Raw genomic sequence first — 14,874 nt, forward strand, 5'->3', positions numbered from 1 at the left:
AGGCCCTGTCTAGACAGGTTTCTCGGGTTCCGGAAAACAGGCGCAAGTATTGCGGGGGGGGCGTGACAGAATCGTGTCCGATTGATGGCGGTGCGGTTAAGGCATCAGGGTTTGAGTCGGGGTAGGTTGTTACTGGATACTGCATCGACCTCCTGCTTGAGTAGATGCCGTGATCAGCCTGCACAGCCTTGCCCACCTGCACGACCTGCCCGCAAGCACCTGGGACGCTTTCGTTCCGGCCGACCAACCCTTTCTGCGCCATGCCTTTCTCAGCGCCCTGGAAGACAGCGCCAGCGTCTGCCGGCAAACCGGCTGGGCGGCCGAGCACCTGGTGCTGGAGCGCGATGGCGAGGTCTGCGCGCTGCTGCCGGCGTACCGCAAATGGCACTCGTTCGGCGAATACGTGTTCGACCATGGCTGGGCCGAGGCCTGCGAGCGGGCGGGCATCGCCTACTACCCCAAACTGCTCGGCGCGGTGCCCTTCAGCCCGGTGAGCGGCCCGCGTCTGCTGACCCGTGATGCGGCGGATGGGCAAACCTTGTTGCAGGCGTTGCCGGAATATTTGAACAAAGGGCAGTTGTCGGGCGCGCACATCAACTTCACCGATCCGGCGTTCGATGGTTTGTTGGCGGGGCAGGCCGATTGGCAGGAGCGCCTGGGCTGCCAGTTCCATTGGCGCAACCGCGGCTATCGGGACTTTCAGGACTTTCTCGACACCCTGACCTCGCGCAAGCGCAAGCAGATGCGCAAGGAGCGCGAGCAGGTGGCCGGGCAGGGCATCGCCTTCGAGCGCTTCACCGGGGCGCAGTTGAGCCAGGCGCAGTGGGATTTCGTCTACCGTTGCTACGCCAACACCTACGCCGTGCGCGGCCGTGCGCCGTACCTGACCCGCGAGTTCTTCAGCCTGATCGGCGAGCGCATGCCCGGGGCCATCCAGGTGGTGATCGCCCGGCAAGGCAGCCGCGACGTGGCCATGGCCTTGAGCCTGGTGGGCAGCGAAACCTTCTACGGACGTTATTGGGGGTGCCTGGACGAGTTCGACCGGCTGCACTTCGAAACCTGTTTCTATCAAGGCATGGAACTGGCCATCGAACAGGGCCTGAGCCGTTTCGACGCCGGCGCCCAAGGCGAGCACAAACTGATCCGCGGCTTCGAGCCGGTGATCACCCGGTCGTGGCATTACCTGCGGCATCCGGGCTTGCGCAAGGCGGTGGAGGATTTTCTCATCGAAGAGCGGGCTGGCGTTCAGGCCTATGCCGCAGAGGCGCGAACGCTGTTGCCCTACCGGGTCGAGTAGCGGCCGGCAGCGACCGGTTCGGCACTCCGATTAGCCGCGATGGCCGGCAACGCCGGCCCTATCCAGGCAGTACCTTCTCTTGGCGAACCCTGTCAGCTGGACTGGGCCTGCGGTACGGGCTCGCGGCCAATCGGAGCGCCAAACTGGGCACTCCCACATTTGGTAGCGATGCACGCCGATCTGTCCAACCCGGTCAATCCACCCCCACGAACCCACCTGTCTGGTGCTGCCACAACCGCGCATACAATCCCTTCTGCGCCAACAGTTCGGCATGGCTGCCGATCTCCTTGATACGCCCCTGTTCCAGCACCACCAGCCGATCCATGCGCGCAATGGTCGACAAACGGTGGGCGATGGCGATCACGGTCTTGCCTTGCATCAAGGTCTCCAGGCTCTCCTGGATCGCCGCTTCCACCTCGGAGTCCAGCGCCGAAGTGGCCTCGTCCATGATCAGGATCGGCGCGTTCTTGAGCAGCACCCGCGCGATGGCGATGCGTTGGCGCTGGCCGCCGGAGAGCTTCACGCCACGCTCGCCGACGTGGGCGTCATAACCGGTGCGGCCTTCGGCATCGGACAACAGCGGGATGAACTCATCGGCACGCGCTTGGTGCACCGCGTCGCGCATCTGCGCCTCGCTGGCCTCGGGCCGACCGTACAGCAGGTTCTCGCGGATCGAGCGGTGCAGCAGCGACGTATCCTGGGTGATCATGCCGATCTGCGCGCGCAGGCTGTCCTGGTCGACCTCGGCGATGTCCTGCCCATCGATCAGAATCTGCCCACCATGGATGTCGTACAGGCGCAACAGCAGGTTGACCAGCGTCGATTTGCCCGCGCCGGAAGGGCCGATCAGGCCGATCTTCTCACCGGGACGGATGTTCAGCTCCAGTCCCTGAATGACGTTACGCGCCTCGCCGTAGTGGAAGTCCACCTGATGGAAGTGCACCGCGCCGCGCTCGACCTGCAGCGCCGGCGCATCGGGCTTGTCGCGTACGGTCAGCGGCTGGGCGATGGTCTGCAAGCCATCCTGGACCATGCCGATGTTCTCGAAGATGCCGTTGACCACCCACATGATCCAGCCCGACATGTTGACGATGCGGATCACCAGACCCGTAGCCAGGGCGATGGCGCCGACGCTGATCAGCGACTGCGACCACAGCCACAGCGCCAACCCCGTGGTACCGACCACCAGCAGCCCGTTGAGGCTGGTGATGGCCACATCCATGCTGGTCACCACGCGCGAGGCGAGCTGGGTCTTTTCGGTCTGCTCGCGGATCGCTTCGCGGGCGTAGCGCTGCTCGTGGTCGGTGTGGGCGAACAGCTTGAGCGTGGTGATGTTGGTGTAGCCGTCGACGATGCGCCCCATCAATTTGGAGCGGGCGTCGGAGGAGATCACCGAACGTGCCTTGACCCGCGGCACGAAATAGCACAGCGCCGCGACATAGCCGAAGATCCACGCCAGCAGTGGCAGCATCAGCCGCCAATCGGCCTCGGCGAACAGCACCAGCGAAGTAACGGCATAGATCAACACGTGCCACAGCGCGTCCACCGCCTGCACCGCCGAATCGCGCAACGAGTTGCCGGTCTGCATGATGCGCTGGGCGATGCGCCCGGCGAAGTCGTTCTGGAAGAAGTTCAGGCTCTGGCGCAGCACGTAGGTGTGGTTCTGCCAGCGGATCAGGCTGGTCATGCCGGGGTTGATGGCCTGGTGCACGAGCAGGTCGTGCAGGCCGAAGAACACCGGCCGCAGGATCAGCACCACCACCAGCATCCAGGTCAGCTCGCCGCTGTGCTCGCTGAAGAAGTTGACGTTGGGTGCGCCCTGGGCCAGGTCGATGATGCGGCTGAGGAAGCTGAACATCGCCACTTCGATCAGCGAGGCGACCAGACCGACCACCAGCAGGGCAAGGAAACACGGCCAGACCTGGCGCATGTAATAGAGATAGAACGGCAGCACCTGGCTGGGCGGCGCTTCGCTCGGGGCTGCGCGGAAGATGTCGATGAGGCGTTCGAAACGGCGGTACAACATGGGTTACAACACTCCTGATCATTGCGTCCGCGGTGCGGTGCACATCCTTGTGCAGCCAGCGGTCAGTCGATGCGTTTGGCCGATTTGATGAACACCGGATCGGCCGGTACGTCGCGCATGCCTTTCTTCACGGTGGTGGGCGATTTGACGATCTGGTCGACCACCTCCATGCCCTTGGTCACCTTGCCGAACACCGCGTAGCCACTGTCGCGCCCCGGGTTGAGGAAGTCGTTGTCGGCTACGTTGATGAAGAACTGGCTGGTGGCCGAGTTCGGGTTGGAGGTACGCGCCATCGACAGCGTGCCGCGGGTGTTCATCAGGCCGTTGCTGGCTTCGTTGCGGATCGGGTCGGCGGTTTCCTTCTGCACCATCTGTTCGGTGAAGCCGCCGCCCTGGACCATGAAGCCCGGGATCACGCGGTGGAAGATGGTGTTGTTGTAGAACCCCTTGTCGACGTAGCTGAGGAAGTTCTTGGTGCTGATGGGCGCCTTCTCGGCGTTGAGCTCGATTTCCACCGGGCCGAAGCTGGTGTCGAGCAGTACGTGCGGGGTCTTGTCGGAGGCCATGACGCTGGTGGCCAGGGCCAGGGAGCAGGTGGCGAGCAGTAGTTTTTTCAGCATGGGCGTGAAAGTCCTTGTAGAAAGAGGCCGCCGTCGAAAACCAAGGCGGGGCAGGTTGGCAGGAATGCGGTGAACGCAGCGGCATAGCCTGCCGGGATTCTTCGATGACTGCCAGCCAGGGGTGCCGAATCAGGCGGCATGGGGCGCCTGAGGGGGCGCCACGCCAGTGGGCGCCATGCTGGGCGACGATCCCCTGCGTTCGGACAGTGGGTTGGCGTGAAGCGTTCCACCAGGCCCGGCTGACATAAGCTTGGCAACGCCGCGCTGTTCAGGGCTGCGCAGCGGCCTTGATTGCCCAAGCGAACAGCAGCAGCCAGGCCGCCGAGGGGATGCTACGGGTAATGGCTATGTCCCGCTCCTTGCCCGAATGCCGCATCAAGCCTGCGCCGGCGCCGCAAACGGCACGTCCAGCGGGGCGGTGTCGAAGTTGCGCAGCAGCTCGATGAGGATCTGCGTGGCCGGCCCCAAGCTCTTTTCCTTGCTCGAGTACAGGTAGAACAAAGGATGCCGGCGCCCGCCCTGGTCCAGTGGCAAGGGCTTGAGCACGCCCTCGCGCAGCTCGCGCTCGATCATGTGCCGCGGCAGCCAGGCAAAGCCCAGGCCACTGCTGACGAAGGTGGCCGCCGTGCCCAGGCTGCCCACCGTCCAGCGCTGCTCGGCGCCAAGCCAGCCCACATCGCGCGGTTGCGCGCGGCCCGAGTCGCGGATCACCACTTGCAGCTGGCTTTCCAGGTCCTGGAAGGTCAGTTCGCGGTTGGCGCGGTGCAGGCTGTGTTCGGGGTGGGCGACGGCGACGAACTCCACCGCGCTCAACTCGCTGCCCAGGTAACCGCCGATGCTGTAGCTGCTGATGGCCAGGTCGGCGATGCCTTCGTGCAGCACTTCCTCGACCCCCGACAGCACCTCCTCGCGCAAGCGCACGCGGCAGCCGCGGCTCTGCGGCATGAAAGCGCTGAGCGCACGCACCAGGCGCGCACTGGGGTAGGCCGCGTCGACCACCACCCGCACCTCGGCCTCCCAACCCTGTTCCATGTGGTGGGCGAGGTCTTCCAACTGGCTGGCCTGTTTGACCAGATGCCGCGAACGGCGCAGCAGCACGCTGCCGGCCTCGGTCAGCACGGCCTTGCGTCCGTCGATGCGCAGCAGCGGCACGCCGAGCTGCTCCTGCATGCGCGCCACGGTGTAGCTGACCGATGACTGCGAACGGTGCAAGGCTTCGGCGGCCTGGGCGAAACCGCCGTGGTCGACCACGGCCTGCAAGGTCCGCCACTGATCCAGGGTTACGCGTGGCGCTTTCATCTCGATCTCCCGATGGCCTAAGCTGCGCGCTTCAAGGAGCGCGCCCAATGAATAGATATTGCCTGGTCTTGCTGAGTTGCCTGCCGCTGGCCGCCATGGCCTATCCCATCGAGGTGGAAAAACGGCTCGACGGCGTCAAGGTCGACGCCAGCGCCAGCGACCCCGCGCCCGACCTCGGCGCGATCACCCTGAGCAATTACGGCCAGGTGCCGGCGGCGTGCAAGGTGACCTTGCGCAACGGCCCCGAAGCGCCCCGCGTACGGCGCCTGACGGTAGAGCCCGGACAGCGCGCCAGCGCGACGGTGCGCTTCCACCGCGAAGTGCTGCGGCTACGCGTCGTCGTCGAGTGCGCAGGCAAATAAGCGAAGTATTAGATAGATAGCACCCACTTTTTACGCTTTTTTATCGATCGGTCAATCGGTAATCTCGTCTCCATTGCAACGCACCCCGTTCCCGATGGAGGCTCCATGGCCCACGTACTGATCATCGAAAGCAGCGCCCGCCAGCAGGACTCCACCTCGCGTCAGCTGACCCGCGAATTCGTCAGCCAGTGGCAGAGTGCGCACCCGGACGACGTCATCTCGCTGCGTGACCTCGCTGCCAAGCCAGTGCCGCACCTGGACGCCGACCTGCTCGGTGGCTGGACCAAGCCCGAAGCCGAGCGCTCCGGTGCCGAGATCGAGGCGCTGACCCGTTCCAACATCCTCACCGACGAACTGCTCGCCGCCGATGTCCTGGTGCTGGCCGCGCCCATGTACAACTTCACCATCCCCAGCACGCTGAAAGCCTGGCTCGACCACGTGCTGCGCGCCGGCATCACCTTCAAGTACACCCCGACCGGTCCACAGGGGCTGCTCAGCGGCAAGCGCGCCATCGTGCTCACGGCCCGTGGCGGTATCCATGCCGGGGCGGCCAGCGACCATCAGGAACCCTACCTGCGCCAGGTGCTGGCCTTCATCGGCATCCATGACGTCGATTTCGTGCACGCCGAAGGCCTGAACATGAGCGGCGAGTTCCACGAAAAGGGCCTGCGCGACGCCAAGGCGCGCCTGGCCGCCGTGGCCTGAGCCTTCTGAATTCCCAAAACCTGACACCCGTTTTCGCTCCTTTGGGTGTAGCTGCCCGGCCCAGATGGTCGGGCTTTTTTATGCGCGTGTTGAACTGCCGCGGCCCAGCCGCTAAGGTCGCCGCCTTGTATTTCGAGGGGCCACCATGGGCTATCTGATCGTCGTCGCGCTGATCCAGGCGTTTTCCTTCAACCTGATCGGCGAGTACCTGGCCGGCCAGGTCGACAGCTATTTCGCCGTGCTGGCCCGCGTGGTGCTGGCGGCGCTGGTGTTCCTGCCGCTGACCCGCTGGCGCCAGGTCGAGCCGCGCTTCATGCGCTCGCTGCTGCTGATCGGCGCTCTGCAGTACGGCATCACCTACGTGTGCCTGTACCTGAGCTTTCGCGTGCTCAGCGTGCCGGAGGTGCTGCTGTTCACCATCCTCACACCGCTGCACGTGACGCTCATCGAAGACGCCCTGAACCGGCGCTTCAACCCTTGGGCGTTGCTGGCCGCCGCCGTGGCCGTGGCGGGCGCCGCAGTGATCCGTTTCGACAGCATCAGCGGCGACTTCCTCATCGGCTTCCTGTTGCTGCAACTGGCCAACTTCACCTATGCCGCCGGCCAGGTGCTGTACCGCCATCTGGTCGCACGCAACCCCAGCGACCTCCCGCATTACCGACGCTTCGGCTACTTCTACCTCGGCGCCTTGCTGGTGGCCTTGCCCGGTTTCCTGCTGTTCGGCAACGCCGCGCACCTGCCGAGCACGGCGGTGCAGTGGCAGGTGCTGGCGTTCCTTGGGCTGGTGCCCACCGCGCTGGGGCTGTACTGGTGGAACAAGGGCGCCTGCCTGGTGCCCGGCGCCACGCTGGCGGTGATGAACAACCTGCATGTGCCGGTGGGGCTGGTGCTGAACCTGCTGATCTGGAACCAGAGCGCGCCGCTGGGGCGGTTGTTGCTCGGCGGTGGGGTGATTCTGGCGTCGGTGTGGATGAGTCGGTTGGGACAGCGGCCAGTAGTCATTGCGGGGGTTGGCCAGAAGCGATGACGCCGGATACTGGATGCGCTTTCGGCAGCTGACCGGCCGCTTTCAACCGCCCCGGCGCACTCCAGGACGGCGTCTATGGTCCAAGCGAACGCACTCGAGGCCGCTCGCCCCCTATGATCCAAAACAGGAGTTGATTCGATGACGCAGGACAATCCCGTGGACTACACCCGCATCCCAACCGGCATGTTGCCCTTTCCCAGCGCCGAGGCCGTTTTCGTGCCAGACCAGCTCGATCTGGCCGAGCACCTCCACCCCTTGTTCAGCCTGGACATCGCCACGCTGAACCCCGAGTGGTCGGGCGTGCTGCACATGCTCAGCCCGCTGGAGCCCTACGAGGGCCTGGTCGGCGAGCACACCGAATGGGAAGGCTTCCACGGCGATCTGCTCAAGACCAACTGGATCGGCTTCAAGGTGGAGGAGGGTCGTTACCGTCTGTGTGGCGATCCACGCTATTTCTTCCTGCACCGTGACAACGTCCCGCAGCACGCGCAGTCGCCCGAACTCAAGGCCGAACTGGAGCAGCATTACGCCGATCAGCACCAGTCTTACGCTGCCACTGTGCAAGCGTTCCGCGCCAGCGGCACGTTACGGCGTTTGGAGTGGCCGGACTCGGCACCCCAGGAATTCGTCACGCAACTGGGCGGCGAGGTAGACGGCCGCGCCAATTGGGTCGAAACCGTCGAGTTTCCCATGCACATCGTCGAGGCCGACGACGACAGCGGCGACTCGGCCGTCTACCCCCTCAGCCCGGCCGGCCGCCGCTTCCTGCACATTGCCAGCGTGCCGGGCTGGCATTACCGCACCCAGGGTGCGGACACCATCGTGATGTTCTATGAACCGGTGGAAGGGTTGGTGTTGTTCACTTTCGACTACAGTTAGCGAGCCGCCCACGCATTGAACCGCTCCTCCAACTCCTCGCCATGGTCCACCCAGAACTCGGCGTCCACCAACTGCGCCTGGGCCAGGTTTTCCGGGGCGGTGGGCAGTTGCCGTTGCACGTCGGCAGGCAGTTTGGCCAGGGCGTCCTGGCGGATCGGGCCGTAAGGGATCTGGGTCGAGAAGGCCTGCTGCGCGTCGGCCTGGCTGGCGAAGCGGATGAAGGTTTCGGCCAGGGCCTTGTTCGGGCTGCCGCGCACGATGGCCCAGTGGTCCGGGTCGTACAGGCTGCCCGGCCAGACGATCGACAGCGCCGAACCTTCCTTCTGCGCCGAGGCGATACGGCCGTTGTAGGCCGCCGACATCACCACATCGCCCGCCACCAGCCACTGCGCCGGCTGCGCGCCGGCCTCCCACCACTGGATGCTGGACTTGATCTGGTCGAGCTTCTTGAACGCGCGGTCCACACCTTCGGGGGTGGCCAGCACCTTGTACAGGTCTTCACGCGACACGCCGTCGGCCAGCAGCGCCACTTCCAAGGTGTACTTGGCGCCCTTGCGCAGGCCGCGCTTGCCGGGGAAGCGCTGGATGTCCCAGAAGTCGGCCCAGGAGGCCGGGCCTTGCTTGAGCTTCTGCGGGTTGTAGGCCAGCACCATCGACCATACGTAGCTGGCCACCCCGCATTCGCTCACGGTGCCGGGCAGGAAGGTCGAGGCCTCACCGATGATCGAGGGGTCCAGACGCTCGAACAGCCCCGACTCGCAGCCGCGGATCAGCTCGGGGCTTTCCACCTCGACCACGTCCCAGGACACATGGCCGACATCGACCATGGCCTTGATCTTCGACAGCTCGCCGTTGTACTCACCGGCCACGATCCTGCCCGCGCCGCTCTGCTCGAAGGGTTTGAAGTAGGCATTCTGCTGCGCGACCTTGGTCGCGCCGCCAAAGGAGATCACGGTCAGGCTGGAGGAATCGGCGACGGCCTGCAGGCTGGCGGCGGCCAGCAGCGCAAGGCCCAGAGACGCGGTACGGGTACGCATGGAAACTCCCTCATTACGTGTGGTTGTGATTATTCAGAGGCAGTAAGAGGTGCAGCACGCAGCGGGTCGCCAGTGGCGCCCGACACTGTTCTTGTCAGCGATGTTGCGATGGTGCGCCACTGCGGGCCGTGGGAAAACGATTAAAAATATGCTTCGTTCCCATGAAAAAGCTCTCCAAGGTGTTAGGCCCTTTGCGCTACTGTGCAGGTCGGCTTTCCCTGCTGGCGCACGGCCACTCCGGCCTGCCGGCCCTACGAGGTGCCCGTGGCTGCCTACACCTTGCGGCAATTGAAGTATTTCGTGACCACCGTCGAGGCCGGCAGCGTGGCCGAAGCGTCGCGCCAGCTGTACATCGCCCAGCCGTCGATCGCCACGGCCATCAAGAACCTGGAAGGCAGCTTCAACGTCCAGCTGTTCATCCGCCACCACGCCCAGGGCGTGTCGCTCACCCCCAGCGGCAAGCGCTTCTACCACAAGGCCCGCGAGCTGCTGCGCATCGCCCACGAATTCGAGCAGAACGCCCTGGCCGACAACGAGGTGATGAGCGGGCAGATCGACATCGGCTGTTTCGAAACCGTCGCGCCGCTGTACCTGCCGCAACTGATCGCAGGTTTCAGCAAGCAATACCCTGGCGTGGACATTCGCCTGCGTGACGGCGACCAGCAAGAGCTGGTCCAGGGCCTGACCGCCGGCGCCTTCGACGTGGCGTTCCTCTACGACCACGAGCTGGACAACACCATCGAAACCGAGCCTCTGATGCCGGCGCAGAAACCCTACGTGCTGCTGCCGGCCAACCACCGCTATGCCGGTCAGCGCGAAGTGTCGCTGCGCGACCTGGTGCGCGAGCCGATGATCCTGCTCGACGTGCTGCCCAGCCGCACCTACTTCGTCAGCCTGTTCCACGAACTGGGCCTGACGCCGAACATCGTCTTCGGCTCGCCGTCGATCGAAATGGTGCGTGGCATGGTCGGCCAGGGCTTCGGCTTTTCCTTGTTGGTGACGCGGCCGTTTTCCAGCCACACCTACGACGGGCAGAGCCTGGTCACGCTGGACATCGCCGAGCCGGTCACGTCCTCGGGGCTGGTCAGCGCACGGCTGCGCAAAGGGCAACTGACCAAACCGGCGCAGGCCTTCGTCGACTACTGCCGCGAGCGGCTCACGGCATTGAGTCAGGCCGGTTGAGCGCGCTTAGTGCTGCAAATGATCGGCCAGGCGCTGGAGCATGGCATCGCAGCCGTCGAGCTGTTCCAGGGTGACGAACTCGTCCGGCTTGTGCCCTTGCGCCATGCTCCCCGGCCCACAGACCACGGTCGGAATGCCCGCTTCGTCGAACAGCCCGCCCTCGGTGCCGAACGCCACGGTGGTGAAGGCCTCCGAACCGCACAGATATGCCAGCAAGCGTGCCGCCTCGCTGTCGGTCGCGGTGGCCAGCCCAGGGTAGGCGCTGAGCGGTTGCAGGCGGATGCCCGTGTCCGGATCGACCGCGTGCATGCGTGGCAGCAGCCGTTGCTGGGCATAGGTCTGCAAATCGTCGACCACCTGCTGGGCATCGAAGCCGGGCAAGGTGCGCACCTCGAAGTCGAAGGCGCACTCGGCCGGTACGATGTTCAAGGCGCGGCCGCCGTGGATGACGCCGGTCTGCACGGTGGAGTAGGGCGGGTCGAAGCGCGTGTCGTGGTGTTCGGGCGCGGCCAGGGCCTCGCCGAGGTCACCCAGATGGCCGATCAGCCGCGCGGCGTATTCGATGGCGTTCACGCCCGAGGGCGCATGGGCCGAGTGGCAGGCCAGGCCCTGCACCTCGCAGCGCATGGCCAGCTTGCCCTTGTGGCCGAGCACCGGTTGCAGCTCGCTGGGCTCGCCGATCAGGCACAGGCGCGGCTTGTGCGGGCGTTGATCGAGCGCGGCGAGCATCGGCCGCACGCCCAGGCAACCGACTTCTTCGTCGTAGGAAAACGCCAGGTGCACCGGGCTGCGCAGGGGTTTGGCCAACAGCTTCGGTACGGCGGCCAGCACGCAGGCGATGAAGCCCTTCATGTCGGCCGTGCCACGGCCGTACAAGCGGCCATCGGCCTCACTCAGCTCGAACGGTGGTACCGACCAGGCCTGGCCATCCACCGGCACCACGTCGGTGTGGCCCGAGAGCACGATGCCGCCGGCGATGTCCGGGCCCAAGGTGGCGAACAGACTGGCCTTGTCGCCGGCCTCGTTGAACAGCAGCTCGGCTTCGATGCCATGGCCGCTCAGGTACTGGGCGATGAACTCGATCAGCGCCAGGTTCGAGTCGCGGCTGACGGTGGCGAACCCCACCAAATGCGCGAGCAGCGCGCGGCTGCTGGGCTCATTCATCGCCCGGCACACCGTAGGTGGGCGCGGCGGTGGGGTCCAGGGCGCGGGTCAGGTAGTCCTGCATCTGCGGCTGGTAGGCGCGCCACAGCCCGTCGAGCTGACCGATCGGGTCGTGCTCGGCCCAGTCCACGCGCAGGTCGACGATCGGCCAGACCAGGTCGCCCGCGATCTTGAGGGCTGCCGAATGCACAGGGCCGGCTTCGCCGCCGGCCGCCATCGCCGCGTGCATGGCCGCCAGCAATCGGTCGGCCAATGCACCGGTCGTCTGCTCGAAGGCATCGACCATGGCCTGGATCACCTCGGGCGCGGCCAGCAGGTTGCCCGCTGCGGCGCACTGCTCGCCCTGTACGGCGTTGAAGATGCCCAATGCCTGCCGACCGCTGAACAGCGCCACCCGACCTTGGCCGTCGATCACCGTCACTTGTCGGTACTGGCTCCAGCCGCTGGCGTTCAAGGCGCGCTCCAGCGCTTGTTGCGGGCTGAGCGACTGCTGTTCGAGCAGGTCGAGGATGTCCGGGCCGAGCGCGGGCAAGGTGACGTTCTGCGTCGACACCGCGCCGACCCCTGCGCGCACCCAGGGGCAGCGCGCACCGACGGCGATGCTCGAAGAGCTGATGGCGATGCCCAGCTGGCCGGTGTCGGCGCAGCGGCCGATGATCGAAAAGGTCATGGGCGCGACGCCTCTGCTTCGGGGATCACGGCGATCACATCGATTTCCATCAGCCACTGCGGCTGCCCCAGGGCCGAGACCACCAGCCCGGTGGAAATCGGATACACCCCGCGCAGCCATTTGCCTACCACCTGGTACACCGGTTCGCGGTAGCGCGGATCGATCAGGTAGGTGGTGGTCTTGACGATGTGCGACAGGTCGCTGCCGGCCTCTTCGAGCAGTTGCTTGACGTTCTTCATGGCCTGTTCGGCCTGCGCTGCGGCATCGCCCAGGCCCACCAGGTTGCCGTCGAAGTCGGTACCGACCTGGCCGCGCACGTATACGGTGTTGCCGGCGCGCACGGCCTGGCACAGGTCGTTGTCCAGCGACTGGTTGGGGTAGGTGGTCTTGGTGTTGAACATGCGGATGCGGGTATGGGTCGGCATCGAAAGCTCCTTGAATAGGCTGGAAAAGAGTGGCGAACGGGATCAAGAACCGGCCTGGCGCTGCGCGGCATCGCGGTAGGCGCCATAGCTGCGTTGCGTGGCGATGTGCCCGGCCACGTGCTTGGCGTCGTGCCACACCCCCCAGATGAAGCTCGACCCCCGTCGCGACAGCCACGGCAGACCGAGGAAATACACGCCCGGCTCGCTGGACACGCCACGCTGGTGCTTGGGCTTGCCTTTGTCGTCGAAGGCGTCCACCTGCAACCAGCCGTAGTCCGTCGAATAGCCCGTGGCCCAGATCACGCTGGTGATGCCGGCTTCACGCAGGTCCAGGCTCAGGATGGGTTCGCTGACGCAGTCCGGGTCCGGGTAGCGGTGGCGCGCCTGCGGCTCTTCCGGCAGGTCCAGGCCGTTGCGTGCGATATAGGCGTCGGCGGCGTCGAGCACGGCCAGGTAGTTGGCATCGCCTGCGGCCAGGTTGGCGGCCAGGTCGGGCTGGAAGGTCACCACGCCATCCTCGAAGGACTTCGTCAGCCCGACCAGGGTCATGCCCTCATGGGCCAGGGCACGGAAGTCCACCGTGTTGCCGCCACGCGCGCCGCTGACGGCGATGGTCACGTGTTCGCGGCCCTGGCGCGGGGTTTCCGCATCCCACTCGCCGAGCACCCCCAGCCACCAGCAGAAGTCGCGGTTGCGGTAGCGCCGTGGCGGGCGGTCGTGGGCGCCGACCGAGAGATACACCTGCTTGCCGGCGCGTAGCAGTTCATCGGCGATCTGCGTGCCCGACGAGCCTGCGCCCACCACCAGCACCGCGCCTGCGGGCAATTGCTCGGGGTTGAAGTAGTCGGCCGAATGGATCTGGTACAGCGCCGGGTCTTGCGGCGCGATGGGCGGAATCACCGCCTTCTGGAACGGCCCGGTGGCGACCACGATGCGTTGCGCCTCGATCACCCCATCGCTGGTTTCCACCCGAAAGCCGCTGCGCCCCGCGTTGCGCACCACCCGCGTGACGTCCACGCCGGTGCGCACTGGCACGTCGAACTTCTTCACATAGGCTTCGAAGTAGTCGGCCACGCGGTCCTTGCCGGCGAAGGCGTCCGGGTCCAGCTCTGCGAAATCCAGCCCGGGGAAGCGGTCATGCCACACCGGCCCGTTGGCCACCAGCGAATCCCAGCGGCCGCTGCGCCAGGCTTCGGCGATGCGCTTGCGCTCGAGCACCAGGTGCGGCACGCCCTGGGCGCTCAGGTGTTCGCTGGCGGCGATGCCGGCTTGGCCGGCACCGATGACCAGGGTGTCGATGGATGTGGGGTGTGCGGGCATGGGAGTGTCCTTCGAAGAGGTCATGGGGAGCGGACCGGAGTGGAGCCAGACCGGATGGGAAGCCCCGGAAGTGAACGTACGGTGGGGCTGGCGTGGGTCAATAGTGGGGAGAAGGGCGGGGGAGCGAAACGAGGATTTTTGTGGTGATTGCAGAGGAAAAAGATGGGGCGGGGTATCCGCGCCATTGACCAATGGGAGAAGCTTTTTTGTTTTTTCAAAAGGCTACAAAGGCCGTGCACGCTCGAAGGAAAGACTTGAGAGAGGTTGCAATAAGGTCAGTGCGCAGAGGTGAGATCATCTGAGGCGAGCGAAGTGTAAAAAAATATGCCAATTGTAATTTGGTTTGTAAGAATTTTCGCTTAAATAAATGTAAGAACAGGACTACATAAAAAAGTGGGAAATTTCAGTTAAGTCTAAAGGGTGGGTATCTAGCACCACTAAAGTCGGTTTTTTTATTAATATTGGGAAGCGTCTTACGTAAGCGCAGGGTTTATTCCTGGTCATTGGCCTAGGAGATTTCCTACTTAAATTAATTGCTGGCGATCGCTAAGCAATGTCGGCAAGCATTCTCCGCTCCCAAGCTATTGACGTCAGGGACTATGGGCGACAAAACTGAAGTTCCTCAATGTCGAGGAATAACCAGGAGAATGTGATGAGCCAGAAGTTTGGTGAATTTGAACTGGAAATTGAAGACGCTGACGTCCACGCGGTGCTGCAGGCTAACGGCGGATCGGGCGGAGCAGGAGGTTGCGGTGGAAGTGGCGGCTGCGGCGGTGGAGGTGGCTGTAGTGGCGGCTCTGGCGGCTCCGGTGGGCATGCGATAACTGACGGGTCAGAAGAATAACTGAGCCCAGTGCGTCC

Annotated in this window: 15 protein-coding genes; 7 read left to right on the plus strand and 8 right to left on the minus strand. The window is 64.8% G+C overall.

Features of this window, described 5'->3' with window-relative positions; translation table 11 throughout:
- The first annotated feature begins 169 nt into the window (after nucleotides 1–169).
- On the plus strand, nucleotides 170–1,297 hold the full coding sequence (locus AA0Z93_RS13990) for a GNAT family N-acetyltransferase (RefSeq protein WP_413048294.1): 1,128 nt from the start codon (nucleotides 170–172) through the stop codon (nucleotides 1,295–1,297).
- Nucleotides 1,298–1,490: 193 nt separating this feature from the next.
- Here AA0Z93_RS13990 and AA0Z93_RS13995 read toward each other — a convergent pair whose 3' ends face one another.
- The 3 genes from AA0Z93_RS13995 to AA0Z93_RS14005 form a co-directional block, all read right to left on the minus strand.
- Nucleotides 1,491–3,323, minus strand: coding sequence for an ABC transporter ATP-binding protein (locus AA0Z93_RS13995; RefSeq protein ID WP_413048293.1), 1,833 nt, complete (start codon nucleotides 3,321–3,323; stop codon nucleotides 1,491–1,493).
- 62 nt (nucleotides 3,324–3,385) lie between these two features.
- Nucleotides 3,386–3,943, minus strand: coding sequence for a peptidylprolyl isomerase (locus AA0Z93_RS14000; RefSeq protein ID WP_413048292.1), 558 nt, complete (start codon nucleotides 3,941–3,943; stop codon nucleotides 3,386–3,388).
- A 375-nt stretch (nucleotides 3,944–4,318) separates the two neighbouring features.
- A complete protein-coding gene (locus tag AA0Z93_RS14005; protein ID WP_413048291.1) occupies nucleotides 4,319–5,242 on the minus strand; it encodes a LysR family transcriptional regulator in 924 nt (307 codons plus the stop codon).
- 47 nt (nucleotides 5,243–5,289) lie between these two features.
- Between AA0Z93_RS14005 and AA0Z93_RS14010 the strand changes: the two genes are divergently transcribed.
- The 4 genes from AA0Z93_RS14010 to AA0Z93_RS14025 all read left to right on the plus strand — a co-directional run bounded on the left by AA0Z93_RS14010 (nucleotide 5,290) and on the right by AA0Z93_RS14025 (nucleotide 8,215).
- Entirely contained in the window at nucleotides 5,290–5,604 is a 315-nt protein-coding gene (locus AA0Z93_RS14010; RefSeq protein WP_413048290.1) for a 3-phosphoglycerate kinase, read from the plus strand.
- A 105-nt stretch (nucleotides 5,605–5,709) separates the two neighbouring features.
- Nucleotides 5,710–6,309, plus strand: coding sequence for an FMN-dependent NADH-azoreductase (locus AA0Z93_RS14015; RefSeq protein WP_413048289.1), 600 nt, complete (start codon nucleotides 5,710–5,712; stop codon nucleotides 6,307–6,309).
- A gap of 145 nt (nucleotides 6,310–6,454) precedes the next feature.
- The gene (locus AA0Z93_RS14020) at nucleotides 6,455–7,336 is read left to right on the plus strand and encodes a carboxylate/amino acid/amine transporter (RefSeq protein ID WP_413048288.1); all 882 of its coding nucleotides are present in this window, start codon (nucleotides 6,455–6,457) and stop codon (nucleotides 7,334–7,336) included.
- 138 nt (nucleotides 7,337–7,474) lie between these two features.
- A complete protein-coding gene (locus tag AA0Z93_RS14025; protein WP_413048287.1) occupies nucleotides 7,475–8,215 on the plus strand; it encodes a hypothetical protein in 741 nt (246 codons plus the stop codon).
- On the opposite strand, the gene AA0Z93_RS14030 is transcribed toward AA0Z93_RS14025, so the two are convergent.
- Nucleotides 8,212–9,252, minus strand: coding sequence for an ABC transporter substrate-binding protein (locus AA0Z93_RS14030; RefSeq protein ID WP_413048286.1), 1,041 nt, complete (start codon nucleotides 9,250–9,252; stop codon nucleotides 8,212–8,214). The two genes, AA0Z93_RS14025 and AA0Z93_RS14030, sit on opposite strands and share 4 nt — an antisense overlap.
- Before the next feature lie 264 nt (nucleotides 9,253–9,516).
- Between AA0Z93_RS14030 and AA0Z93_RS14035 the strand changes: the two genes are divergently transcribed.
- On the plus strand, nucleotides 9,517–10,434 hold the full coding sequence (locus AA0Z93_RS14035; protein WP_413048285.1) for a LysR family transcriptional regulator: 918 nt from the start codon (nucleotides 9,517–9,519) through the stop codon (nucleotides 10,432–10,434).
- A gap of 6 nt (nucleotides 10,435–10,440) precedes the next feature.
- On the opposite strand, the gene argE is transcribed toward AA0Z93_RS14035, so the two are convergent.
- From argE to AA0Z93_RS14055, 4 genes are read right to left on the minus strand one after another with little or no spacing between them, the layout of a single operon-like run.
- Entirely contained in the window at nucleotides 10,441–11,598 is a 1,158-nt protein-coding gene (argE, locus tag AA0Z93_RS14040; RefSeq protein ID WP_413048284.1) for an acetylornithine deacetylase, read from the minus strand.
- Nucleotides 11,591–12,268 (minus strand): DUF1028 domain-containing protein, encoded by a 678-nt coding sequence (locus AA0Z93_RS14045; protein ID WP_413048283.1) that lies wholly within the window; start codon nucleotides 12,266–12,268, stop codon nucleotides 11,591–11,593. The genes argE and AA0Z93_RS14045 overlap by 8 nt, the downstream gene beginning before the upstream one ends.
- Nucleotides 12,265–12,693: a RidA family protein gene (locus AA0Z93_RS14050; RefSeq protein WP_413048282.1), complete on the minus strand. Its 429-nt coding sequence runs from the start codon at nucleotides 12,691–12,693 to the stop codon at nucleotides 12,265–12,267. Before AA0Z93_RS14050 ends, AA0Z93_RS14045 begins: the two co-directional genes overlap by 4 nt.
- Nucleotides 12,694–12,735: 42 nt before the next feature.
- The gene (locus AA0Z93_RS14055; RefSeq protein WP_413048281.1) at nucleotides 12,736–14,013 is read right to left on the minus strand and encodes a flavin-containing monooxygenase; all 1,278 of its coding nucleotides are present in this window, start codon (nucleotides 14,011–14,013) and stop codon (nucleotides 12,736–12,738) included.
- A 652-nt stretch (nucleotides 14,014–14,665) separates the two neighbouring features.
- Here AA0Z93_RS14055 and AA0Z93_RS14060 point away from each other — a divergent pair.
- A complete protein-coding gene (locus AA0Z93_RS14060) occupies nucleotides 14,666–14,857 on the plus strand; it encodes a hypothetical protein (protein WP_413048280.1) in 192 nt (63 codons plus the stop codon).
- Nucleotides 14,858–14,874 lie beyond the last annotated feature (17 nt).

Origin of the sequence: Pseudomonas phoenicis, from assembly GCF_047302395.1 — a bacterium.
Taxonomy (GTDB): domain Bacteria; phylum Pseudomonadota; class Gammaproteobacteria; order Pseudomonadales; family Pseudomonadaceae; genus Aquipseudomonas.